This window comes from Clostridium sp. FP1, from assembly GCF_011065975.2.
Lineage (GTDB): Bacteria > Bacillota > Clostridia > Clostridiales > Clostridiaceae > Clostridium_AD > Clostridium_AD tagluense.
The window spans coordinates 1122502-1146656 of the sequence record NZ_JAAMNJ020000001.1 but is presented as its reverse complement, the minus strand read 5'-3'; the positions used below and the strand labels follow the sequence as shown (position 1 = coordinate 1146656).

Below are 24155 nucleotides of genomic sequence, written 5' to 3'. Positions count from 1 at the left end.
ATTCATTTTGCGAAATTGTATTAAATTCATCTATACACCATTTACATGGCTTTAACTTATTAAAACAACTTTAATTTCACTGTGCAATTTTCAAAGAACATTTTTAGAAAGATTAAATTATTAGTAAGCTCTTAAGAGTTTACTAAAATTAGTCTCTCAAAATTAAACAGAGAATAGGTTACGAGTAATTACAGTAGACATTTTTGAAGAATAATTAAATTCTTCTTGTTGCATCGACCGAAGTCTTTGCATCTACTCCCTAGAAAGGAGGTGATCCAGCCGCAGGTTCTCCTACGGCTACCTTGTTACGACTTCACCCCAATCATCAATCCCACCTTCGGCCGCTGGCTCCATAAACACGTTAGTGTTAGGTTACCTCACGGACTTCGGGTGTTACCAACTCTCATGGTGTGACGGGCGGTGTGTACAAGGCCCGGGAACGTATTCACCGCGACATGCTGATTCGCGATTACTAGCAACTCCGGCTTCATGTAGGCGAGTTGCAGCCTACAATCCGAACTGGGATGAGTTTTTGAGTTTGGCTCCACCTTGCGGTCTTGCATCTCTTTGTACTCACCATTGTAGCACGTGTGTAGCCCTAGACATAAGGGGCATGATGATTTGACGTCATCCCCACCTTCCTCCCGGTTAACCCGGGCAGTCTCACTAGAGTGCTCAACTAAATGGTAGCAACTAATGATAAGGGTTGCGCTCGTTGCGGGACTTAACCCAACATCTCACGACACGAGCTGACGACAACCATGCACCACCTGTCACCCTGTCCCGAAGGACTTCGCCCATCTCTGGGTTATGCAGGGGATGTCAAGTCTAGGTAAGGTTCTTCGCGTTGCTTCGAATTAAACCACATGCTCCGCTGCTTGTGCGGGCCCCCGTCAATTCCTTTGAGTTTTAATCTTGCGATCGTACTCCCCAGGCGGAATACTTATTGTGTTAACTGCGGCACCGAGGTTCGACCCCCGACACCTAGTATTCATCGTTTACGGCGTGGACTACCAGGGTATCTAATCCTGTTTGCTCCCCACGCTTTCATGCCTCAGCGTCAGTTACAGTCCAGTAAGTCGCCTTCGCCACTGGTGTTCTTCCTAATCTCTACGCATTTCACCGCTACACTAGGAATTCCACTTACCTCTCCTGCACTCTAGACACCCAGTTTCAAATGCAGCACCCAAGTTAAGCTCGGGTATTTCACATCTGACTTAAATGTCCGCCTACGCATCCTTTACGCCCAGTAAATCCGGACAACGCTTGCCACCTACGTATTACCGCGGCTGCTGGCACGTAGTTAGCCGTGGCTTCCTCCTCTGGTACCGTCATTATCGTCCCAGAAGACAGAACTTTACAACCCGAAGGCCTTCATCATTCACGCGGCGTTGCTGCGTCAGGGTTTCCCCCATTGCGCAATATTCCCCACTGCTGCCTCCCGTAGGAGTCTGGACCGTGTCTCAGTTCCAATGTGGCCGATCACCCTCTCAGGTCGGCTACGCATCGTTGCCTTGGTGGGCCGTTACCTCACCAACTAGCTAATGCGCCGCGGGTCCATCTCAAAGTGGAATCTTCTAAAAGAAAAATCCTTTGATGTTTCGATCATGCGACCAAAACATATTATGCGGTATTAATCTCCCTTTCGGGAGGCTATTCCCCTCTTTGAGGCAGGTTACCCACGTGTTACTCACCCGTCCGCCGCTAATCCACCCCGAAGGGTTTCATCGCTCGACTTGCATGTGTTAGGCACGCCGCCAGCGTTCGTCCTGAGCCAGGATCAAACTCTCAATTTAAAAGTTTACACTTTTTATTTGAAATGAATAATCTGCGACAACTGTTAAGTTGTTACGCAAGCTCATTACATACTTTTTAGTCTTACGACTAAAATTACTTTTTTATCTAAAGTAATTAACTGGCCTTGCGAAATATTATTTCGCTATTTTACCTATTTCTCTGTTTAATTTTCAAAGACCAATTTGCTTTGCCATCATGTGACGACAAGGAGTATTGTATCATATAAATAAGAGCATAAATATGGCCAATAGGTCTTCTAACTGGATTATCTTCATATCCCTACATATAAGTATAAATATTTCTACATTCCGTATTCCGATACACAAGGCTAAGTATTATAAAAATAAGAATACCAATTTCGTATCCTTATTTTTCTGTTCTCCTATAACATTGAATATAACTACCGTTAAATTAGATATACCTTAATCTATTTCTATCTTAAGTTCCTTTAACTTCTTTAATACATCAAAATACTCCCTATCCAGTTTCTCAGGATCATCCTTTCTAGACGGTACGGAAAGCTTACTGATGATCCCTGACAGGCGGTTTTCGAGAACAAAGATTTGATTTTCCAAAGCTTCTGCTCTTACATCTGTTTTATTACTGCTTTTCTCCATAAATTCTTCATAACTGCCACGAACAGTGATCAATTTGTGCTTTTCAATGGATAATATACTATTTGCAACTGTACTTATAAATCTTCTGTCGTGTGATACAAATAGAAGGGTTCTCCCGTATTCCTTTAATGCCGCTTCCACAACCTCTAAGGAATATATATCCAGATAATTTGTTGGTTCATCCAAAACAAGCAAGTTAATATCACTCAAAAATACCTTCACAAAAGAAGCCTTTACTCTTTCCCCTCCACTTAGTGCTTTAACCTTCTTATAAACCTCTTCTTTTTTGAATAGAAGTCTGCTTAATAGGATTCGTGCAAAAGTTTCATCATAAACACTATTTTCCATTACATTTTCCAGAATGCTAAACTCCTCATTAAGAATATTCATGTCCTGGCTGAAGTAACCTATTTTTGCACCTTTAGCTGTTTTAATTGATATGTCTCCTTCTAAAATCATCTTAATAAGAGTACTCTTTCCACTACCATTAGGCCCTATAAGCGCAGTTCTTGAGCAATTATAAATATCAAACTCTGTATTATTAAATATAATTTTATCTCCAAAAGACTTACTTATATTCTTTCCTGAAATAACTATCTTACTATAAAGCTCACCATTATCTAATGCATCTAGCTTTATGCTTTGAATTTTTTTAGGTTTTTCTTTTACCTCAAGATGATCCATTCTAGCTTTCATGTTTCTTGCAGCTCTATCTAGATTAGCCTTTGCCTTCTGGTTGCCCATTTTACTATGAAGTCTTGCTTCTGAATTCCCCATTCTTGCTGGAGCCTTTCTCATAGCCCCGACCTTTTGTTTTGTCTCATCCATGGCATCTTCAAGCTTTTTTTTATCTTTCCCATACTTATTGAATTCAAATAAACTTCTTTCTATGTCTAAATCCTTTTGAAGTTTAAAGTCTGTATAATTACCCTTATATTCCTTTAGCTTTCCCTCATCTATCTCTACTATCTTATTACATAACTTGTCTAGAAACTCCCTATCGTGAGATATGATTAGCAGGGCGCCCCTATATTCCTTAAACTTATTATTAAGAAGCTCTATACCCTCCACATCCAAATTACTGGTTGGCTCATCCGCGAATATTATATTATTACCTTTATCAAAGCATTTAGCCATTTTAAATCTTGTTTTCTCACCGCCACTTAAATTATTGTTCCATTTATGCTGAGTACCAAATTGATTAGCTACTTTTTTGTCTATGTCTTCATATTCTTTGGAACCAAGTTGATCTACCACGCTATGGATTCCGTACCTTCTAACCAAGCCTTCATCAGGTTCAGATTCGCCACAAAGTATATTAATAAGTGTAGTCTTACCCGAACCATTAAGTCCCACCAGGCCTATCCGATCTTCTGAGTATATTTTAAAATCTTCTATATTAAGTATAAGTCTGTCTCCATAATATTTTTTTATATTTATACCTTCAATTAATAACATAAAAAAACCCCTCCTTTAATTTGGAGAGGATAATAGTTTGCTTTAGTTTAATAATTATCATAAAAATACCCTAAAGTATTTTAAATAATACTCTTAGGAATAACATTTAAGGTAATATCCACATCAACAAGTTAATATCCACTCACAATTTCAATAAAATGTACAACAAAAAAATCCTCAATGGGGAATTTATCATCGTTTTATTAAAAAAATTCTTTAAGTGAATTATATTCTCATATCTCCAAATACCTTACCTTTCATAGATTATACCTAATTATAGAATTAAGAATAAATATTGTCAATGATAGTTTTTTCTCAAAAATTGTTAACTTAAAACTTTATTGCCACTTACAATCGATAGCTATTGCCAATTTTATTAAGGCAATATTTTTTTACTCATATATGAAGACGTTTATCCATGGAATGAATTAAGGAAAAAGAGGTGCCCTGTATTGACTTATCTCACATTGACTAAAGAGTTTACTTTAAATATAATATATATAACGCCAATGGAAAGGAGATATAATGTATGCACCAAACTACAAAAGAATCTTTAGCAGAATCCTTGAAAAAACTAATGAATACCACGCCCTTAGCAAAAATTACAATTAATGATATTGTTTCGGACTGTGGAGTTAATCGCCGTACATTCTACTATCACTTTCAAGATATCTATGCACTTTTAGAATGGATTTTCAGAACTGAAGTTGCTAGTGCCATGGAAGAAAATACAACTTATCAAACATGGCAGCAGGGATTTTTGAAGATATTGATCTATTTGGATCAAAATCGTAAAATGGTGTTAAATACCTATAACTCCATTGGACGTGAACACTTAGAGACCCATTTATACAGCGCAGTGTATACCCTTGTGGTTAACGTTGTAGATGAAATCGCAGTGGACATGAAAGTTTCACAGGAAAAGAAAGAATTTGTGGTTAATTTTTATAAATTTGCTTTTGTAGGATTATTACTTGAATGGATAAGAACCAATATGATTAATAACTCTGATCAAATTATTGATAATCTAGCTAATATAATTAGTGGGGATATCCATAGAGCATTATTAAAATGTGAAATGCAGTAATAGCAATTGCTTACACTAATCTATGGCCACTACCGCTACTATAAAAATATATAACAAAAAGAACAAGAAAGCATGTACTTTCTTGTTCTTTTTGTTATATATTTAAATTAAACCTTCAAGCGTTGTATTTTTCAAAAGCTTGCGTACAATAGTCTCAGCAGGGAGAGGTCGTCCACTATATAATGCCTTTGCAGCTGCTGCAATCACACGAATATCATATTTAGTAGGATATACTTCTGGCACCTTTTTATCAAGGTTAAGTAATGTATAAACCGCCATCATAGCTGAACGAATGGAATATTCAACTGTGAATACACAATCATCTGCAACTTCTGCAAATTGGCCTAAAAAGGCAAGATTGGTACTACCTTGTGGAATAACATCAGGACGATCACCCTTAACACGAGGCATAAACTGACTTGTGGTATAAGGCATCATGCAAGGGATAACATTAACGTTTTTAAGAATTTCTGATATCTCATCTTTGATGCCTAAATGGTATAAAAGCTCTGTCATCATTTCTTCACCAGTACATTCGCTCATTCTCTTTTTCACAAAATCACCAATATTGTCAGGGAACAGACCGTAAGCCCATATTACTAAAACATCCTTAGGTTGGTCAATAAAATGAGGTTGTCTATTGCAAGTTACACTCAAAAGCCAATTTGAATCCTTAATAGTTATAATACCTCCAGTAACTGTTTTACCAGAGTATGGATCTCTGCCGGTGAGTTCCTTAAGCAGGTCTGCCATTCTAGCATCTGTACTAGTTATAGTGAAAGATTCCCATTTACTTTTGTCGATGTCACTACAGAATACTTCTGGTTTTCCAAAGGAGGAATCTTTTTTTGCAATATTTTTCCACAAATCCCAGCAGCCAGAAGCCCCAGGATTAATTACTGCAGGTTCATGCATACTTCCAATAGTAGAGTTTTCTGTCATAGATCCATTAGTAACAAATACCAAATCATTCACTGTTGTATGAATTACTTCATCTTTACCATTGTGCAGCAAGTGAATGGCAGTAACTGTTTTCTTACCTGCCTCTATGTCAATATCTAAATCTGTAACCTGTGAATCTAGGTCAATGACTACATTTTTAGATTGCAACCATTTTTCAAGTGGAAGAATCATAGATTCATACTGGTTGTACTTTGAAAACATAATGTTCTTCATACTGCTCATTCCAGGAAGCAAATGCATAAAACGTTGCATATAGCGTTTCATTTCCACAACGCTATGCCAATTTTCAAATGCAAACATAGAACGCCAGAAACACCACATATCAGTTTCCAAAAAGGATTGATCAAAATACTGCTCAACAGTTGCAGCTCCTAGATCTTCTTCGGTTGCAAGGAAAAGCATAGTAAGTTGTTTAATGTGATTATCCTTAAGTCCAAGAGAAGAAAAATCTGCTTTTTCACCACAATTCTGAAGCAATCTACAAGTTGACTCATTAGGGTCAGCATCATTTAACTCTCGGAATTCATCTAAAACTGTTCTATCAGGAGCACTTAGAGATGGAATCTTGCCATATAAATCCCAGCAACACTCATAGTGCTCTTCCATTTCTCTTCCACCTCGAACAATATAACCATCCTTTGCATTTCCGCATCCATCCATACTACCACCGATAATATGCGATTGTTCTAAAATAGTTATGTTTTTACCATCCATATGACCATCTCGTATTAAATATGCGGCAGCCGCAAGAGAGGCTATTCCCCCTCCAACCAAATACGCTCTTTTGTTTTCAATGCCTTCTGGTTTTAAAGTATTAATGTTTTGATAATTTCCCATAAATATTCACCTTCCTAAATGTTGATTACTATATACTTCCACTATAGGATAATATAATTATAGAAAGAATGAAATCATCAATCTTCATCAAATGTGCAACTTTTCAATAAAATCATATGTTTGCTAGTAGCATTCTGGATATTGCTCTGGCGATTTCCCTTTTGATTCAATAACCTCAGGCTGTATAGGTAATGTTGCATTTTTATCAATATCAGTTACTATTATATCAAATTCCCACTCATCACCAAAATCAAAAAGGTATTTAATCTTCTGTCCTTTATAAAGACTAGCTTCCCCTATAGTAATATCATCTACTATTCCCTCCTGAGGATTCCCAGCATAAGTAATTTTTGCAGTGCGCCTATTTCCACCAATATAAAAGTCATACAGATGATCATTATCAAAATTAAAAGCACTTTGAATTGCAAGGTGTAAATCCTCAAAAGTACTTCTATGTGACATTCTTATCTTTCTCCACAAACTTTTAGAAAGATTAACTTTGAAAGTATATACACCACTTCTATCTATTTGAACTTCATCTTCAATAGTTTTTTGTACTATATTATCTGGAAATATATCTTTAAGTACAAAGAATAAACTTTTATCCCCTCTTTTTATACCTAAATATTCCATTAACGTTTCCACATCTTCCATATTCCAAAAATTAAATCCCTCAGTTAATAGCTTTTCACAAATTACTATACCTAATTCTGTTGGAATAATAGCCTTAACTGTGTCTTCATACTTATTTTTAACACCTTCAATAAGTTCCAAGCTACATAAACCAAAATAAGACAACTGACAGAGAAAAGAAACAGCTGTTGAAAATACTATCTGCGTATTTTCTTGTTTTAAAATAGGTTCTCCTAAATTTCCCTTAGCAATAGATGCTATAGTATTCCATAAAGCTATTGTACCACTCCATCTTGGGTACTTTTTACAAAAGTCATACTTTGACCAGTAGTTTTCAATTATAAATACATATTTTTCAAAATTATTAAGTTCTAAAAACAGCTCTACTTTTTCAGTCTTTACCAAGTTCACTTTTTCTTTCTCATCATTTGCTACTACATATAATCCACTATCAACAGCCAATGAAAACATCAAGTCTATAATAAAGTATTGGTCTTGATTATAATTTGGTGCTGTCACAGCCTTATTAAAGTTAAGCTTAGAATTAAGCTTAAAAGAGTCATTTTTTCCAAGAACCTCTTTTTTAGCAGATAAAACAGGTTTTTCCTCTTCAATATACTCCATAAATATATTGAAATCCTGAACAAGCGGCAAAATATTTTCTTCACATATTGATGAATCCATTTTTATGCACCTCTTTCATTAACAACCACAGCATTTTTTATACTTCTTACCACTTCCACAAGGACAAGCATCATTTCTTCCTACTTGTAGCGTTACTGTTTGTGGTGCTGTATTCATCTTATTTTTATCATGTATTTGCTTACCAATTACTTTCATATCCTTATACCGTTTTTTGAAATTCTCCCGCATTTGTTTTTCTTCTTTATTAAATGCCTTTAATATATCATTCATATATTCATCAGTACATGACTTAGATTCAACATCATATTTTCCACTCTTTAACCTGTATCTTAATGTAAAAACATTTTCACCATTATTGTCCAATTCATTAACCACTATAAAAGAAAGATACGCTTCATTACAAAGACACTTAGGATTCATACAATATAGGTCATCAATATAAATTAAATTGCTTTTTTCATCTCTAAAATTGATTGTTTCTACATTATCAAAAATTTCATTAAAAGATACACAACCCCCACCCATTGTAATCTCTACCACCTTCTCACTAATAGGTTTTACTTTTTTTTCACCTTCCAACCCCTTAGAAATTTTATAATTTTCATTAAATCTATCTCTTATTTCGATATCAAGTTCAGTTAAAAACTCTGTTATTATTTCATCAACCTTAATAGCCTTATCATAGCTAACTTTATCTAATACTTTAAAGGTATCAAGGTTTAATTTTATACTAAAAAGTATTTCGCCTTCATTATTCATTTCATCAACCTTCAAGAATTTCAACGTCAAATCTCTACACTCACACCTGGGATTAGTGCAATAGACTTCTTTTATAATCATGCTGGATGAATAAAACTTTGATTTAACTATCAACTCTTTTTGAATTTCTTTTTTGATTATAGATATCTTACGCGTATTTACTACATCATTTTTCATTTTTTTCTCCTAGTCTATATTTTAATTTTACTTTGCTAATAACCATTAGTTTTCAATTTACCTTTATTATATCCTCTTTTCTTACATTATTCACTATTTACTTAAGCATTATAATGGACATTCTATAAATACAAAAAACATTTCATTAAATTTCACTCTAATTAAATGCTTTACTTAATACTATTATTAATACTAGGCTATTTCTAATGCAGGATATTACGCTTTATTTCAAGTAAACTTTCTACTGTAAGCTCTGTTATTTCAGCTATATCATCTATAGAAAGCCCTTTTATTATCATTTTTTCGGTATCTCCAGGAAATGCACCTCTATTATATCCGTTAATCTAAAACCTGTTTTATCCTCTGTCAGATGAAAGCTAGAATACAGTAATCAAGTATCCCTTTTTTGTCTTCCTTGAAATCCTTTAGTATTTCACTATTTATTATTTCTTATCTTTGTGTGGTGAATTTTTATTTTCTATAGTATTAATCATGTCTTTAATTGCATTTACTACGTACTAAGGTTGGTCTATGTATATATAGTGTCCAGAATTTGGAACTGGTATTCTTTTAGAATAATTAGAGCAGCTAAGCCAATCTTCTTATTCCGGGTTTACAACTGCTTGATATATGGGCCCCATACCTTCGTCAACTGCTGATAAACAAGTTAATGGTACATTTCTAAGTACATCCCCTGCTTGATACACCTGCTGCTCACTTTGTAATGCTTCATCTATTGTGCCATCCGCTTTAGTAAACTGACCTAAGAAAGATTCTTTCATTTCTGGCATATTTGAATTAATGAAATTCATCATATCCCCCATAACATTCTTTCCTGAACCATCTACCATAATTATGCCTGCAACCTCTTTTGGATACAATTTTGTAAATTCAACAGCATCAAAACTACCTATTGAATGAGCTACTAAAAGATAAGGTGCTTTAACACCTTTTGCCTTTACATTACCTTTTTTAAATATTGAGCTATCATATGATACTGAACTAAAATTATTATGTTCCTTAGCATATGCTGTACAAATATCCTTCGTAAATCTTAAAAAGTTCCATAAAGGAGGATTTGTCATAGTTCTTGCATCTTGCTATTAATTTTTTTCGATATCCATAGCATCAATTACCAATTAGTACCGCATGTAAATTGTTATGTTTTAGTTCTGCAAAGTAAAAAGAAAAACCGCTTTCAAAATAATTGCATCTTGAAAACGGTTTTCGTTAGTTATAAAAATCATTCTTTTCTTTCTCACTTTAATTTCCATTTAAATCATAATATATTACAATTAAACCAAATTTATACAAGGGTCTGACCCCTTACTCCTAACTAAAAGATTTTACTATTAGAATCTAAACCTTCAAATTGCATATTATAATAATATGCATACATACCTTCATTTTTAAGAAGCTCGTTATGACTGCCTCTTTCTTGTATACCCTCATCATTAATAACTATTATCTCATCTGATTTTTTTATTGTACTTAACCTATGGGCTATAACTATAGTAGTTCTATCCTTTGAAAGTTTCTCAATGGAACTTTGTATATATCTCTCGCTTTCATTATCCAATGCTGAAGTCGCTTCATCTAAAATTAAAATGGGAGGATTTTTTAAAAATACTCTTGCTATGGAAAGCCTCTGTTTTTGTCCACCAGAAAGTTTTACTCCACGCTCACCAACATAGGTATCATATCCTTCATCAAGATCCATTATATAGTCATGAATATTGGCATTTTTAGCTGCCTCCATAATTTCTTCATCAGAAGCATTAATTTTACCATATCCAATGTTTTCTTTTATGCTACCTGCAAACATATATACATCTTGTTGTACAACACCTATGGAATTTCTAAGGGATTCAAGTGTCAGATCTCTTATATCATTTCCATCTATTGTAATGCTTCCAGAAGTTATGTCATAGAATCTTGGAAGAAGTGAACAGATTGTAGTTTTTCCACCACCAGACGGACCAACAAATGCTATGTTTCTCCCGGCCTTTATCTTTATGCTTATATCATTTAAAACATTATGGTCATCACCATAACTGAAGGTTACATTTTTATATTCTATATTTCCCTTCACATTGGTAAGAGTTACAGCATCTTCTTTATCCACTATAACAGGCACTGTTTCTATAACTTCCCTAAACCTCTGAAACCCTGCATACCCCTTTTGAAATAGCTCTGTAAAATTAATTAATATATCTATAGGGTTTATAAATATATTTATATAAAGAGCATAGACTACAAGATCTGAGACTTTTAAAGAACCCTCAATAATAAATAATGATCCAGCTACTATTATTGCAACATATAGAATCCCTTCAAAAAAACTATTTCCAGCAATAAACTTACCCATTGCAGTATAACTTTGTACCTTAGAATTTAAATACTCTTTGTTTCTTATATTAAACTTTTTCTTTTCTATTTCTTCATTTGCAAATGACTTTACAACCCTGATTCCTGATAAACTATCCTGTACAGCAGAGTTTATATTTGCTGTTTTTTTCCTATTATCCAAGAATATTTTACGCATTTTCAAATTTTGATAAGTTGAAAAGACTACCATGATTAAAGTAACGACCAGCAAAATGATTGTCATTTTCACATTTATGAACAATAGTATGGTAAAGGAGCCTAAGATTTTAAGTGCTGATATAAGTACATTCTCCGGACCATGATGTGCAAGTTCTGAAATATCAAACAAATCTGATATTAGCTTAGACATCATTTCTCCAGTATTATTTTCATCATAATATGAAAATGGTAAACTTTGAAGATGACTAAATAAATCTCTTCTCATATTATTTTCCATTCTAGCCCCCATAATATGTCCCCAAGTAGCTATAAAATATTGACAAAAATATTTTATTATATACATACACACCAATGCTATGCCAATATAGCCTATGTTATGAAGAATAAATTGTTTATCTTTTGTAAAGAAGTTTTTCGAAAGATAACTAAGAATTACTGGAAAAGATATATCCACCGCAGAAACTACTAGTGCACAAAACATATCTGCAAAAAAAAGAAGCTTGTAAGGCTTATAATAATTAATAAATTTTTTAAAAATGTCCATGATTTCACCCTTTCTGTTTCTCTGAAAAATGAAGTAATTTAATCTATATTTTTTTATTCATTATATTATACCAACAACATTTAACTAAACACAATGAAAAGAATGTTTATAATTATTTTTTAACATTTATATCTTTTAATTTCTCCTTAAGAACATTGATATATTTCATACAATAAATATACCAATGTTTCCAGTATTATCATTCATTCCCCAGATTATGTGTTAGAACAAATTTTCTCCCAATCACAGCCTCCATTGGCACTAACAAGCCAATTCAAAGCATAATGTTGTTCTTGTACTACCCCTGAATCTATTCCTGCTGGTATCTCTTGTTTTTTTATCCTTGCATCCACACAAGCCCAATGATAATATAAAATTCTTGTATGCATGTCCAATAACTCTACATTACTTATAATATTAGAAGCTTGTATTAATCCATTCAAAGAATCATAACTTCTTAATACTTCAGCAATTTTACGAACATTACAAATTTCAGTTGATGGATTTAATTCTATAAATCCAAGAGCCCATATTAATATAGCACATCTTTCATATTGCCATGCAAACTGTATAGATGTGACTCTATCTGGCTCATTCATTTCTATATATTCTTTTTCACTATTACTAAGATAATTTATAACTCCATATATTTTATTCATTTCTTCAAATTCATATTTTGCAAGTCCTACAGATCCGTCTTCCATTAGCAAACATTCCGCATATAAAGCAGCCGAAAATATAGCTACTGCTCTCTTAACTATTTCTTCTACAGTTGGGACAAGCACTTCTTCTTCCATAATTTGTGTACCTAACATAAAATTCGTATGTGCTATCTTCTTTTCATCGCATTCCCTAATAATTGTTTTATATCTTTCCTCATCTTTAGCTGTTGCTTTTACTTCTCTTTTTAATATATCTGAACTTGCAATTGGATAATACTTTTCAAAATCTGTTTCGCCATTTATTGATATAAGTAATTCACCTTTAGATGTATATAATTCCATACTAGGATAAAGTACAAAACCTTGAGTTTTTTTAGCTATTTCATAAATAGTATTTACAATGTAATTTTTTCTTTTTTCATCTCCATTAAGTTCAAACCCAATTCCCACAATACAAGTAAACAATTGAATTTGCAATATCGCTTGCTCTAAAACTTCTTTGTTTACTAATGGTGCTTGCGAAAAAAAATTTGCCATTCCATTTGTTTGCGTAATTATATAATCTTCATTATCTTGCAAATGCAAATCTAAGTTTGTACCATCTTTAAAGATAAATTCTATACCACCATCTATTTTTGTAATTGATTTTGTTTGTTCTAAAAATTCTTCCTTTGCTATTTCATAAATATTTTGACTATCTAAAGTAATTGAGTATAAAGTTAGTACTCCTTTTTCCTTTTTTTCTTCCTTCTTTTTCCTATTAAATATTCCCACATTTGCCTCCCTAATCATGCTTCATGATTTACCCCCCGGGGGGTGACCTTAACTCCTAATTCCAACGTTTATATCTTTTAAATTCTGTGCTTACAGCAACAGAATCTCAAAGTAATTATAAATATAATACCCCATACCCTATGTCACTTCCGCAAACAGATTTTGAATTGAAATTTATATCTAAGAACCTTATACCTGAAAAATATCAAGAAGGTTTCAATTCAATAATAGAAAAGTATACTGAAAACTTGTACAAAGATTTTAGTACCTTTTTAGAATCCACTGCAAGAAGCATTATAAATACCAAAGATCCTAGTCTAATTAAAAGTCGAACTCTGTAGTATATGCAATGGGAAACTATAATCCTTTAATGTTTAAGACTTCTATAAATGATTTATAATTGGAAAGTCAACTATTGAAAAATGGTAGGCTTTTTTATTTTCTAGAAATTAAGGTATCTTTTATAGTTTATCAACTACTGTATTCCATGTTAATTCTAAAACTCCTGTCATATTTGATGGTTCATTTGAAACGTACGTAACTACTGCATTTTTATCTGGTAATGTTACTACATATTGTCCATACAATCCATCCATTCGATAGGAATTAGGATATGAATTCATCCATATTTGGTAACCGTATACTTGTTTATGATCAGCAGTTGCAAAACATTCATTGAATTCAGATGTATCAATTTGCGATTTCGTAGCCTGTTCAATATAATCTGCAAGTATAAACTGTTTTTTGTTCCATACTCCATGATTAAGTAACAGTTGACCAAATTTTGATAATTCTCCTGCCGTTAAATATAATCCTGAACATCCAAATGATATACCATTTACATCGGAATCCCATTGTGGCTCAGGTATTCCCAGCGGCTTAAAAATACGAGGCATTAAATATTCTTTCAGACTATGCCCAGTTGTAATACTAATAAGCTTTGAAAGCATATAATTTGCAGCGTTATTATATAAAAAATGTGTACCTGGTTCAAACACAAGAGGCTCTTCAAAGAAAAGCTTGCTAATATCATCAAGCGGCTTATTTTCCTCCATTGCTTTTGTCACGGGGCATCTTGCATGTCCTGTGCCCATACAAAGTAAATCATGAATAGTCATTTTTTTCAAATTATCACTCATCTGTATAATATCATTTGCAAAATAATCTACAATTTTGTCATTCAGGCTAAAATACCCCTCATTTTCTGCAATTCCGATTCCCATAGATGTGAATGTACCCTTACTACACCTTACTACATTTACTACATTAATAATTCTAAGTTCTTAATTAATTCACCAATGGAGTCAACATATTTATTGGCTATTCTTTTTGCAATTTCATTAGCTAACTTTTCATTGTAAATATGTGATGTAGAATTTCTATCTTCTAATAAATTAATCCATACCAATTCATCTGATATAATATTGTTAACATATGCCTTTTTAAATATTGTACGTGGAAATGAGTTCTCCAGGGTTACTCCTTGGAAATTCATAAACTCTTTAAGCATTTTATGAGTGAGCTCATAGGTAAATTCAAACCTTTGAATTAAGCTATCTCTTATTATTTCATTTTTACCGTCGTATAAATCACTAACCTCTTTAAGTCTATCGTATGCCCTTTTCAAATTCATATACTTAAAATCAAGGTTTCTCATAAATAATTACCCCTTCTTTTTCAACTTGTTCTATAAAAAACTTATCTTCAATATTATTCATATGTGAAAAATCAAACTCTAATAAAGTACTAACTTTCTCCTCAATTTCATCTTTGAATTCTGCAATAGACTTATCAGAATACACACCTAAATCAATATCACTTTTTAATAAATTATCACCACGCGCTCGTGACCCGAAGATAATAATCTTATCAATATATTTATGTTTCTTTGATATATCAACTATTTTATTAACTATTCTATTTTCTAAATTCAATATACTCTCTCCCTATTTCACTTAATTTTTAATCCACGCGGTAAACAAATAATTCAAATTATTTAATTTGTAACATTGACTAATTCATTATAATGCTATTAAAACATATTTTCAACATCAATAAGGGATTACTAAATGTACTATTAGTGAACTACTCACCACCTAAGAGGTTGGATCATCACTATATGGAAACAATTCCTACAATACCACCTCCAAATAATTTAATATAAAAAACCGCCTGGATAAATTCATCTTGCCCAGGCGGTGGATATTTCCCTTTAATTATGCTCCCTATGGTTCTAATGCACCATATTACGCTTTATTTCAAGTAATCTTTCTACTGTAAGCTCAGTTATTTCAACTATATCATCCATTGAAAGCCCTTTTATTATCATTTTTTCGGCTACCTTTATTGCTTTCTCATTTGCGCCTTTTTCTATTCCTTTTTCTATTCCTTTTTCTATTCCTTTTTCCTCTGCTGATTTTATCCTAGTAAGCTGGTCACTAATTTCTGCCTGCTTAGCCTCATATAACATTCTAGCCTTTTCATCCTTGCTTATTATTTGCAATAAATTATAGGCTTTCTTTATATCCTTATTCTTTTCTGCCAGCATCTCCATCTCCCCCTTCGATTTTGCATCTAAGAATTCCATCCACTGAACTATTGGATCATTTTCATCTCTCTCAATATCTTTATCAAATAATTTCGGTATCTCCAGAAAATGTACCTCTATTATATCCGTTAATCTAAAACCTGTTTTATCTTCTGTTAAGTGATAACTAGAATATAACCTATTTAGTGGCGTACACTTGAAGTCTACTATGTTTATAGTTACACATTTCTGTAACATGTCATAAGTATCACCTGGCTTTATCTGACTTGTATACATCTTGCTCCAATAGAAAATGGTACGTTCTGCCATGTAATCTGTGGGTAGTATTTGTATCTCAACATCTATTTGCTTTCCTACCTTTGTTTTCACTCGTACATCAAGTATCCCTTTTTTGTCTTCCTTAAAGTCCTTTAGTAGTTCACTATTTATTATTTCTATTCCTTCAAATTCTTCTTCTGGAACACCTAATACATCACTTAACAGTGCAATTAGTAGGTCCTTATGTTTTTCGTTTCCAAATATATACTTGCTGACTAGGTAGGAGGAATTACTTCCACTTTCCCGTCTAAGAACCGTACTTGAAAGTTTCCCTTCATACGGCTCAAGCCCCTGAAAGCATTCTTTAGCATGAAAATGCCGGTTTCTATTAATAATTGGTCAATTGGTTAAAGTACAAGCCCTATGTGCTAATAATACTTTATCCTTTTGTTTATTTCCAATAGGATTATTATTATTATTATATGTTATACTTCTTTCTTCAGCAGTGTCCATTGATAATCCACATATAGTACATTTTCCATTCTGTTTTACCCATAATTTTTTAAATATTCCGGTTAGCTTCTTTGCTCCCAATTTGTACTTTCGCTCTTCAAAATATTGAGTATCAGTATATGGATTTTTATTAAGCTTTAGTGGTATATGTCTGATTATTTTCTTATCACTCATTAAAATCAGCTTCTTATTATCCTTGAATACCCAATTTCTAGCACCGTGTACTTTCCAGTATTTTGATTTTATCCATCTTTTGCCTTTGTTAGGATGTCTCCTTTTTGCCCATTTCCATAGCATTTGAAATGTAATATGGTCTATCTTTTGAAATATATCATTTGATACAGCACATTGATGGTAATTACTCCATCCAGTTATTATTTGATTTAACTTTATTATTAATATATCCTGTTCTACTGATTTATTCCCCTTTATAATCGCACTAATTTTACTTATTACCCTTTTAATTGATTTTTGAGATGGCTTAATCAGCAACTTACCTTTATATTTCTTTATATTCCATCCAATAAAATCAAAGCCTTCATCTATATGAGTTATTATTGTCTTTTCATCTGACAATTCTAGCCCTCTTTGGATTAAAAAACTTTTTATTATTTCTTTTGCTTTTATAGCAGTTTCACTGTCGGGAGCTGTAACAATAAAGTCATCCGCATAGCGGATTAGATTAACCTTGGGTCTTTCATTATTTCGGATTTTTGTACTTCTTTTAAATGTGCTTTTCAATAATTCGTCTATACCATCAAGAGTAAAATTAGCTAAACAAGGACTAATTGGAGAACCTTGTGCGGTTCCGCTTTTTGTAGAGAATAGTTTCCCCTTATATACATATCCAGATTTAATAAGCTTATTTAATACATTAGTATCCATAGGAGAGTTATCTGTTAGCCATTTATGTGATATATTATTAAAACAGCCTTTGATGTCTCCTTCTAGAACCCATGTTGGGGATGACTTGCGACTAAAGTTTATAAATATTTGTGACATAGCGTCTACACAACTTCTGTTTTTTCGAAATCCAAATGATGTTTTGTCACTCATGCTTTCTACAACAGGATCCAATCCCATCATATATAATGTTTGCATAGCTCTATCATGCATTGTAGCTATTCCAAGCGGTCTCAATTTCCCATTTTGTTTTCGTATATTTACTCTTTTTAATGGTTTAGGTTTATAGTTCTTACTGTTAAGCAACTTTACTGCTTCACATTTTTTCTTTGCTGAATTCCAGAGTATATTATCTATGCCCGGTGTTTTCTTACCTTTGTTTGTTGTTATACGTTTTACTGACATTAGTTTAGCATAGTGGGAATGAACCAGCATTCGCTGTAATTCTTTTACAAGTTTCCAATTTTTATTAATAGTCGCCTTTACAATCCTAGCTTGAATCTTATTAACGAATTTTTCAATGTTTTTCCAATCAATGCTTTTCCAATAAAAGCTTGCTTGTTTTTCGTCTAAGTTTGCAGTCTGTTTAATTAACAGTATACACATCTCCCTTATTCGTAAGATTCATTCCTTTAATGTAATCAAGCACCATAGTATAAGTCAGCATCCTTTCGGATCACTCCAAATATTGAAGAGTTATACCTTCCATTACAGAAGATCTTTCGCTTTTTATACTTTCCTATACCCTCTACTTCCCATAAAAAAAGGGCCTGTATAGGGCTTACCGAGTTCCAGTTTAAAACCAATTCAATGTGCCTTAGAACCTGTCTATAGCCCGGAGATACTGACCATCTTGCATACTGCATTTTCAGACATTATGCCCTTATCTCTCACCTTTTTTGTCCAAGCGTGTCAACCTTTTTTCGCTTGTTTGACTTAACGAGCCTTGCAACAGTTTGTTTATCCTGTTCATAACACATCATTTATGCTTGCAGTAGATAGGATAAGGTTTCCCATTTTTCCCGCTTTGTCCCAACAGCTTAGTACATTTCTGTTGCCAAAAATGCACCTGTGGTAGCATTACCCCAAATGGTAGGGATAGCCAAAAAGTTTAGTTAATACTTAGGCAGCTTTTAAACCGACCTCTCGTCACAGAAATACAAAATCATATTTTGGCGACATTATGAAATTGTCATCTATTGATTTTATTTTTTTCTTAGTCACTTTATCACATCCTCAATATTTACCTTTGACTATTATTCGTTGTTTTATTCATTCTTACTTGTCTTTATTTTATCAGAAAATTACGTTTTATTCTACACTATTATAAATAGAAATTGCTTTATCCCGGATTATTCATGCAACACTAAAAAGCTATGCCTTACATAGCTAAAACACTGTATTCTATAAACTTTTAGTTTTTCACGAAAAAAGTGATAAAAAAGTGTATGCAAAAAGCCTCAAATTTGTTATGTTTAAGTTGATGGAATTGGGATTTGAAGATATTAGACCTGTACATGGTTTTATGTTTAGTTGTATCACCCCTGATGGAGCAACAGGTATAGAACTAGCTGAATATTTAGGAATTACAAAGCAAGCTGTTAGTAAAATAATAGATTATCTTGAAAAAAATAACTATGTAATGCGCAAAACTCACCCTACTGATAAGAGAGGAAAAATTATTGTTCTGACCGAACGAGGTTTATCAGTAATGAGAGCAAAAAATGAGATACTAACTGAAATTGAGCAACGTTGGAGTGAGAATATAGGTGCTGAACGAATGCAAATGCTTAAAAAAGATTTAACTAAATTAGTTTATGAAACGAGTGAAGGTAAATTGCCATCGAAGCTAAGACCCGTTTGGTAAATATAGAATGCCTCAAAATATTAACTTCAGGGGTATGGGCAGTAGAAGCTTTGGATAGATATAATAAGCCTGTGAATTTTTCAGTTAGACAAGAAAATCCAAAGAATAAAAAGACTTTTAGGTGTGCTGTGGTTTATATTAGTAAACTTCGGGAGAAGAATCTTGATATAGACTTTATGGTGGATGATAATGTGGTGGATTGAAGAACGTAATGTGTTAGGCGATGACTGGATGTCATCGCCTTGCTAGACACTGTTAAATGAATGTTTAATTGAATTAATTTTAATGTTCACATGACTCGTGGGTTTTATAAGCTAATCTAGTCCAGGCAGCATTAACTGCTCATGCTCATTTCTTTCCTCAAATTTATGAAGATAATTGAAGCATTCATCAATATCACACAATATACCATGGGATTTACAGGTTGTTTTCAAAATATTCATCAACCTGTCGTTACTAGGACTTGGTAACTGATATGCATAGTTATATCTTTCTATATATCGGGTCTTCATTCCTGGAAAATACTCATCCAGCATTTTATAGAAATATTCCCTGTTTCCTTCTCGTAAGGTTAATCCCATGCCAAAACAAATAATTCCATGTACTTTTGCTTCTATACAGTAATCCAGAATTCCCCGAATATTTTCCTCTGTATCATTAATAAATGGTAAAATAGGACTGAGCCAAACTACCGTAGGAATCCCGTTATCACGCATTATCTTTAACACCTCAAACCGTTCTCTTGTAGTACTGACATTGGGTTCTATGATTTTACACAGTGCTTCATCAAAAGTCGTAAGGGTCATCTGGACTACACACTTTGTCTTTTTATTAATTTTTTTGAGTAAATCCAGATCCCTTAAAATTCTTGCGGACTTGGTCTGTATGGCCAGTCCAAATCCATAGGAATGAATAAGTTCAATACACTTTCTAGTATTCCCCAGTTTTTCGTCCAGGTGAATGTATGGATCACTCATTGCCCCAGTGCCTATCATACATTTCTTCCTTTTCCTTCGGAGGCCATCCTCTAAAACCTTCGGTGCATTAAGCTTTACCTCTATATCTTCAAAATCATGATGCATCTGATAGCATTTGCTTCTTGAATCGCAATAAATGCAGCCATGAGTACATCCACGATATATATTTATTCCATTTTGAGCCGATAAGATACCTTTTACCTCTGTTTCATGCATAATGTTCTCCTTGTTGTTGAAATACTTTTTGTTAAATGATGTTTCAGGTCTTTCACTTCCTATCTACGTGTTTTTTAATCCATATATTTTATTTTTTTCATTTGCCTGCATTATTGTAAACAACTGAGTAAACTCCATTTTCATATTATACTCTAATATTGCAAATAATCCTTTCCTTGCCATAGACTTTAATAGGCCTTCCCTCTAAATTTTTAACTGAGTAACACCCTTTTGCTCAGTCTATCTGGAGTCTTTATAAAAAAATATGTATAGCATAGCGGAGACCATTTTTCCACTTGCTAATTAAGTTAATATAGCGTTATAATGAAAAATAACTTAGCTTATGTACTTGTACTCATACTTCGCAGGAAAAAAACAGCTATAACACCTTGTAAATCAATGGTAAGATGGCTTAAAACAGTGATAAAATTTGATTTTAAGCTATCTTTTTAGCAGTGAATTTCCTTGAAATATATTTAGGTAGTTTTATAATAAAAGCGGCAATAAAACTATCTATTTGCGCCACAGTTAAAAACAATAATTCTTGCAGCGTTTCTTGTAGAATGTTGAAGATTATTTCTAATACTTCTGAAAATTGAATATCTTTAAGCTCATCAAAAGCTAGAAAAAATATTTCTCCCATTGTACGTGAATCCTTATTATTTCTGTTTTCAACAGCAAGCATCATATATCGAACCATCACAATTGAAGTATGTGCAATCATTGAATCATAAGAAAGACCTTGAAATTCCTTTCCAAGATTCAAATAGGATTTGCATACTTTAAAGAAAACTTCAATGCTCCAACGTTTACCGTAAAGTGTTATAATTTCTTCCTCGGATAAGCTTAAATCAGTAGAAATAATTGCTATCCATTTCTTTTTATTATTACGGTCACGCACAAATACTATTTTTACATCCAATGTATTATTGTTAGCATCATATATTTGTGCCATTACTGATAAAAGATATTTTGATTTCCCTGGACGTTTTCTTTTTTCTTTGTATATCTGAGCTAAAGTTTTTCTTTCACCTTCAAAAATGTACTTTATTTTTGTAGTGTTTTTAAGCCTACCTACAGTATGTAGCTTAAGCTTAAATATTCTAATTATGGTAACAGGATAAGAAAACCAACTATCAAATAATACATGTTTTGCTGGAATGCCAGCCTTTACAGTAGCTTCTAGCATTTCAATCATAACATCTGTAGACTTTGATATTGCTTGTTTTCTACGTTTATATGCAATTGTGTTCTTGTTTAAACCTTCTTTCATTTCGCAGTATCTATTTTTTTGCTTTTCTGAACTTTGTAAGTTAAATAAAATAGGTAAAAATGTATTACCATCAGTCCATCCAAGAGTAAGCATTCTAAATCCTTTTTTATATTTTTGACCTTTGCTTGCATGGTCATTTACATTAGAAAGTAATTCAACATTTTTGCTTCTAAGTCTACCATAAAAAGAATCATCAACAACTATTGCGTTGATACGTTTTTCAGAAGTAAGGTTTACTAAACTCTCATTTATAATAGTTCCTGATAATTTTAACAAGAATGATTGCCAGTTTATGTACATTGAATTTAAGAATCTGTATACTACATCTTTACCAAATTTAGGAGCATTACTTTCAGTTTGATAACTCATATACATGCTTTTGCCTGTATAAACAATCTGAAGTAAATAGCAAAAAATATCACGAACACATATACCTTTTTCTTTATAACAATTTGCTTTTTTTAAAGCACTAATAACCTTAAATTGTTTAATAAAATTCATTATAGACTTCATAAAATCATTTTCATTTTGACTGTTTTGTGGTATATTGTTCATATGAATGAATCCTCCTAAATATGATATTTTTGTATTTGTCACTACTTACATTATATCATTTTTGAGAGGATTTTTCTATATTAAAACACTGTGGATCCTTGATTTTTCAATGGTCTAAGTCATGTTTTTATGTGCGAAGTTTGAGACTTGTATTTTATTAATAAAAAGTGAAGGTGTTAAAATGGATTATGTGCAAAATTCAATATTTGATAAGATGTTACATAAGGCTCCACTGGCTGATAGAGTCCGTCCTAGAACTTTTCAGGAATATGTGGGTCAGGAGCATATTATAGGAAATGGCAAGGTTTTGAGAAATATTATACAATCTGATAATGTTTCTTCCATGATTTTATGGGGTCCCCCCGGGGTTGGAAAAACTACTCTTGCTATGATTATTGCAGAAATTACCTGTGCTAATTTCATTACCTTTAGTGCGGCTACTTCAGGAATAAAAGAAATTAAAGAAGTCATGACAAAAGCAACAGAAAATCGACAACAAGGTATCCGAACTATTTTGTTTATTGACGAGATCCATCGCTTCAATAAGTCTCAACAAGATGCTTTTCTTCCCCATGTAGAAAAAGGTAATATAGTTCTCATTGGTGCGACCACTGAAAATCCCTCCTTCGAGGTTAACTCAGCCTTATTATCACGCTCTAGGGTATTTGTTTTGAACCCTCTAGACATTAATGACATAATCAAGGTTTTAAAGAATGCACTATTGGACCAAAGAGGGTATGCGGGGCTACCAATATTTGTTGAGAGTTCTCTCCTTGAGATTATAGCAGTTTTTTCAAACGGAGATGCTAGAACATCGCTCAATCTGTTGGAATTGGCAATTAGTAGTACGCCTATGGAGTCAGGTAAACTAAATTTAACTAAAAAAATAATTGAAGAATGTCTAAGCAAAAAAACTCTCCTTTATGATAAAAAAGGAGACCAACACTACAATATAATCTCAGCTCTCCATAAGTCTATGAGAAACAGTGACCCCAATGCCTCTGTTTACTGGCTTGCCCGCATGTTAGAGGGTGGAGAAGATCCCTTGTATGTTGCGAGAAGATTAATTCGATTTGCTTCTGAAGATGTTGGACTCGCGGACCCTAATGCTCTTCAAATTACAGTCTCAGCCTATGAAGCTTCTCACTATATTGGAATGCCAGAATGTACAGTAAATCTTACCCAAGCTGTAGTTTACCTTGCAATGGCGCCAAAATCCAATGCTCTTTATACTGCTTATGAAAGTGCAAAAGAAGATGCCTTAAATACCATTGCCGAGGGTGTACCTCTTCAGTTAAGAAATGCCCCTACAAAACTTATGAATTCCCTTGGCTATGGAAAGGACTACAAGTACGCTCATAGCGCAGATGAAAAACTTACTAACATGCAGTGTCTGCCTGATAATTTGAAACACCGACAGTATTATAAGCCCACCCAAGAGGGTCTTGAAAAGAAAGTTTATGAAAAGTTAGAATATATAAACACTGTAAAAGCAAAGTTGTAGTTTTTTCATCAGCTTGCATGGTAACTCGCATGGTCGGAGGA

Annotated in this window: 19 protein-coding genes and 1 rRNA gene; 5 read left to right on the top strand and 15 right to left on the bottom strand. The window is 33.1% G+C overall.

Features of this window, described 5'->3' with window-relative positions:
* Positions 1-263 precede the first annotated feature (263 nt).
* Positions 264-1796, bottom strand: a 16S ribosomal RNA gene (locus G9F70_RS05610).
* 423 nt (positions 1797-2219) lie between these two features.
* On the bottom strand, positions 2220-3872 hold the full coding sequence (gene abc-f, locus G9F70_RS05605; protein ID WP_164947770.1) for a ribosomal protection-like ABC-F family protein: 1653 nt from the start codon (positions 3870-3872) through the stop codon (positions 2220-2222).
* 529 nt (positions 3873-4401) lie between these two features.
* On the opposite strand from abc-f, the gene G9F70_RS05600 reads away from it, so the two are divergent.
* Positions 4402-4959 carry a TetR/AcrR family transcriptional regulator C-terminal domain-containing protein gene (locus G9F70_RS05600; RefSeq protein ID WP_164947769.1) on the top strand — a complete coding sequence of 186 codons (558 nt, stop codon included), beginning with the start codon at positions 4402-4404 and terminating at the stop codon, positions 4957-4959.
* Positions 4960-5061: 102 nt separating this feature from the next.
* Here G9F70_RS05600 and G9F70_RS05595 read toward each other — a convergent pair whose 3' ends face one another.
* The 6 genes from G9F70_RS05595 to G9F70_RS27235 all read right to left on the bottom strand — a co-directional run bounded on the left by G9F70_RS05595 (position 5062) and on the right by G9F70_RS27235 (position 13500).
* Entirely contained in the window at positions 5062-6759 is a 1698-nt protein-coding gene (locus G9F70_RS05595) for an oleate hydratase (protein ID WP_164947768.1), read from the bottom strand.
* A gap of 123 nt (positions 6760-6882) precedes the next feature.
* Positions 6883-8076 (bottom strand): plasmid pRiA4b ORF-3 family protein, encoded by a 1194-nt coding sequence (locus tag G9F70_RS05590; RefSeq protein ID WP_164947767.1) that lies wholly within the window; start codon positions 8074-8076, stop codon positions 6883-6885.
* An 18-nt stretch (positions 8077-8094) separates the two neighbouring features.
* Entirely contained in the window at positions 8095-8973 is an 879-nt protein-coding gene (locus tag G9F70_RS05585; protein WP_164947766.1) for an SEC-C metal-binding domain-containing protein, read from the bottom strand.
* A gap of 602 nt (positions 8974-9575) precedes the next feature.
* Positions 9576-10058, bottom strand: coding sequence for a hypothetical protein (locus G9F70_RS05580; RefSeq protein WP_164947765.1), 483 nt, complete (start codon positions 10056-10058; stop codon positions 9576-9578).
* Positions 10059-10309: 251 nt separating this feature from the next.
* On the bottom strand, positions 10310-12064 hold the full coding sequence (locus tag G9F70_RS05575) for an ABC transporter ATP-binding protein (RefSeq protein WP_164947764.1): 1755 nt from the start codon (positions 12062-12064) through the stop codon (positions 10310-10312).
* Positions 12065-12279: 215 nt separating this feature from the next.
* The gene (locus G9F70_RS27235; protein WP_164947763.1) at positions 12280-13500 is read right to left on the bottom strand and encodes a DUF4272 domain-containing protein; all 1221 of its coding nucleotides are present in this window, start codon (positions 13498-13500) and stop codon (positions 12280-12282) included.
* Positions 13501-13640: 140 nt separating this feature from the next.
* Between G9F70_RS27235 and G9F70_RS05565 the strand changes: the two genes are divergently transcribed.
* Positions 13641-13841, top strand: a complete 201-nt coding sequence (locus tag G9F70_RS05565) for a hypothetical protein (RefSeq protein WP_224617441.1) — start codon at positions 13641-13643, stop codon at positions 13839-13841.
* 120 nt (positions 13842-13961) lie between these two features.
* Here the strand turns inward: G9F70_RS05565 and G9F70_RS05560 are convergent, their stop codons facing one another.
* The 5 genes from G9F70_RS05560 to ltrA all read right to left on the bottom strand — a co-directional run bounded on the left by G9F70_RS05560 (position 13962) and on the right by ltrA (position 18328).
* Positions 13962-14723, bottom strand: coding sequence for a serine hydrolase domain-containing protein (locus G9F70_RS05560; protein WP_164947762.1), 762 nt, complete (start codon positions 14721-14723; stop codon positions 13962-13964).
* Between the two features lie 38 nt (positions 14724-14761).
* Entirely contained in the window at positions 14762-15157 is a 396-nt protein-coding gene (locus tag G9F70_RS05555; RefSeq protein ID WP_164947761.1) for a nucleotidyltransferase substrate binding protein, read from the bottom strand.
* On the bottom strand, positions 15144-15434 hold the full coding sequence (locus G9F70_RS05550; protein ID WP_164947760.1) for a nucleotidyltransferase domain-containing protein: 291 nt from the start codon (positions 15432-15434) through the stop codon (positions 15144-15146). The genes G9F70_RS05555 and G9F70_RS05550 overlap by 14 nt, the downstream gene beginning before the upstream one ends.
* A 299-nt stretch (positions 15435-15733) precedes the next feature.
* Entirely contained in the window at positions 15734-16531 is a 798-nt protein-coding gene (locus G9F70_RS05545; protein ID WP_411956012.1) for an Rpn family recombination-promoting nuclease/putative transposase, read from the bottom strand.
* Positions 16532-16705: 174 nt separating this feature from the next.
* Positions 16706-18328, bottom strand: a complete 1623-nt coding sequence (gene ltrA / locus G9F70_RS05540) for a group II intron reverse transcriptase/maturase (RefSeq protein WP_224617424.1) — start codon at positions 18326-18328, stop codon at positions 16706-16708.
* Positions 18329-19193: 865 nt separating this feature from the next.
* Here ltrA and G9F70_RS05535 point away from each other — a divergent pair.
* Together G9F70_RS05535 and G9F70_RS05530 are read left to right on the top strand one after the other, a co-directional pair.
* Positions 19194-19589 (top strand): MarR family winged helix-turn-helix transcriptional regulator, encoded by a 396-nt coding sequence (locus G9F70_RS05535; RefSeq protein ID WP_164948082.1) that lies wholly within the window; start codon positions 19194-19196, stop codon positions 19587-19589.
* Complete coding sequence (locus G9F70_RS05530) at positions 19583-19792, top strand: hypothetical protein (RefSeq protein ID WP_224617440.1); 210 nt, start codon at positions 19583-19585, stop codon at positions 19790-19792. The genes G9F70_RS05535 and G9F70_RS05530 overlap by 7 nt, the downstream gene beginning before the upstream one ends.
* Positions 19793-19903: 111 nt before the next feature.
* Here G9F70_RS05530 and G9F70_RS05525 read toward each other — a convergent pair whose 3' ends face one another.
* Positions 19904-20782, bottom strand: coding sequence for an SPL family radical SAM protein (locus G9F70_RS05525; RefSeq protein ID WP_164948084.1), 879 nt, complete (start codon positions 20780-20782; stop codon positions 19904-19906).
* Positions 20783-21218: 436 nt separating this feature from the next.
* Positions 21219-22610 (bottom strand): transposase, encoded by a 1392-nt coding sequence (locus tag G9F70_RS05520; RefSeq protein WP_164948120.1) that lies wholly within the window; start codon positions 22608-22610, stop codon positions 21219-21221.
* A 181-nt stretch (positions 22611-22791) separates the two neighbouring features.
* On the opposite strand from G9F70_RS05520, the gene G9F70_RS05515 reads away from it, so the two are divergent.
* Positions 22792-24114: a replication-associated recombination protein A gene (locus tag G9F70_RS05515; protein ID WP_164947429.1), complete on the top strand. Its 1323-nt coding sequence runs from the start codon at positions 22792-22794 to the stop codon at positions 24112-24114.
* The last annotated feature ends 41 nt before the right edge of the window (positions 24115-24155 follow it).

Excerpts from the sequence above, each read along its gene's own strand:
- abc-f (WP_164947770.1), bottom strand. The coding sequence starts at position 3,872 with ATGTTATTAATTGAAGGTATAAATATAAAAAAATATTATGGAGACAGA.
- G9F70_RS05600 (WP_164947769.1), top strand. The coding sequence starts at position 4,402 with ATGCACCAAACTACAAAAGAATCTTTAGCAGAATCCTTGAAAAAACTA.
- G9F70_RS05595 (WP_164947768.1), bottom strand. The coding sequence starts at position 6,759 with ATGGGAAATTATCAAAACATTAATACTTTAAAACCAGAAGGCATTGAA.
- G9F70_RS05590 (WP_164947767.1), bottom strand. The coding sequence starts at position 8,076 with ATGGATTCATCAATATGTGAAGAAAATATTTTGCCGCTTGTTCAGGAT.
- G9F70_RS05585 (WP_164947766.1), bottom strand. The coding sequence starts at position 8,973 with ATGAAAAATGATGTAGTAAATACGCGTAAGATATCTATAATCAAAAAA.
- G9F70_RS05580 (WP_164947765.1), bottom strand. The coding sequence starts at position 10,058 with ATGACAAATCCTCCTTTATGGAACTTTTTAAGATTTACGAAGGATATT.
- G9F70_RS05575 (WP_164947764.1), bottom strand. The coding sequence starts at position 12,064 with ATGGACATTTTTAAAAAATTTATTAATTATTATAAGCCTTACAAGCTT.
- G9F70_RS05565 (WP_224617441.1), top strand. The coding sequence starts at position 13,641 with ATGTCACTTCCGCAAACAGATTTTGAATTGAAATTTATATCTAAGAAC.
- G9F70_RS05560 (WP_164947762.1), bottom strand. The coding sequence starts at position 14,723 with ATGGGAATCGGAATTGCAGAAAATGAGGGGTATTTTAGCCTGAATGAC.
- G9F70_RS05555 (WP_164947761.1), bottom strand. The coding sequence starts at position 15,157 with ATGAGAAACCTTGATTTTAAGTATATGAATTTGAAAAGGGCATACGAT.
- ltrA (WP_224617424.1), bottom strand. The coding sequence starts at position 18,328 with ATGTGTATACTGTTAATTAAACAGACTGCAAACTTAGACGAAAAACAA.
- G9F70_RS05535 (WP_164948082.1), top strand. The coding sequence starts at position 19,194 with ATGTTTAAGTTGATGGAATTGGGATTTGAAGATATTAGACCTGTACAT.
- G9F70_RS05525 (WP_164948084.1), bottom strand. The coding sequence starts at position 20,782 with ATGCATGAAACAGAGGTAAAAGGTATCTTATCGGCTCAAAATGGAATA.
- G9F70_RS05520 (WP_164948120.1), bottom strand. The coding sequence starts at position 22,610 with ATGAACAATATACCACAAAACAGTCAAAATGAAAATGATTTTATGAAG.
- G9F70_RS05515 (WP_164947429.1), top strand. The coding sequence starts at position 22,792 with ATGGATTATGTGCAAAATTCAATATTTGATAAGATGTTACATAAGGCT.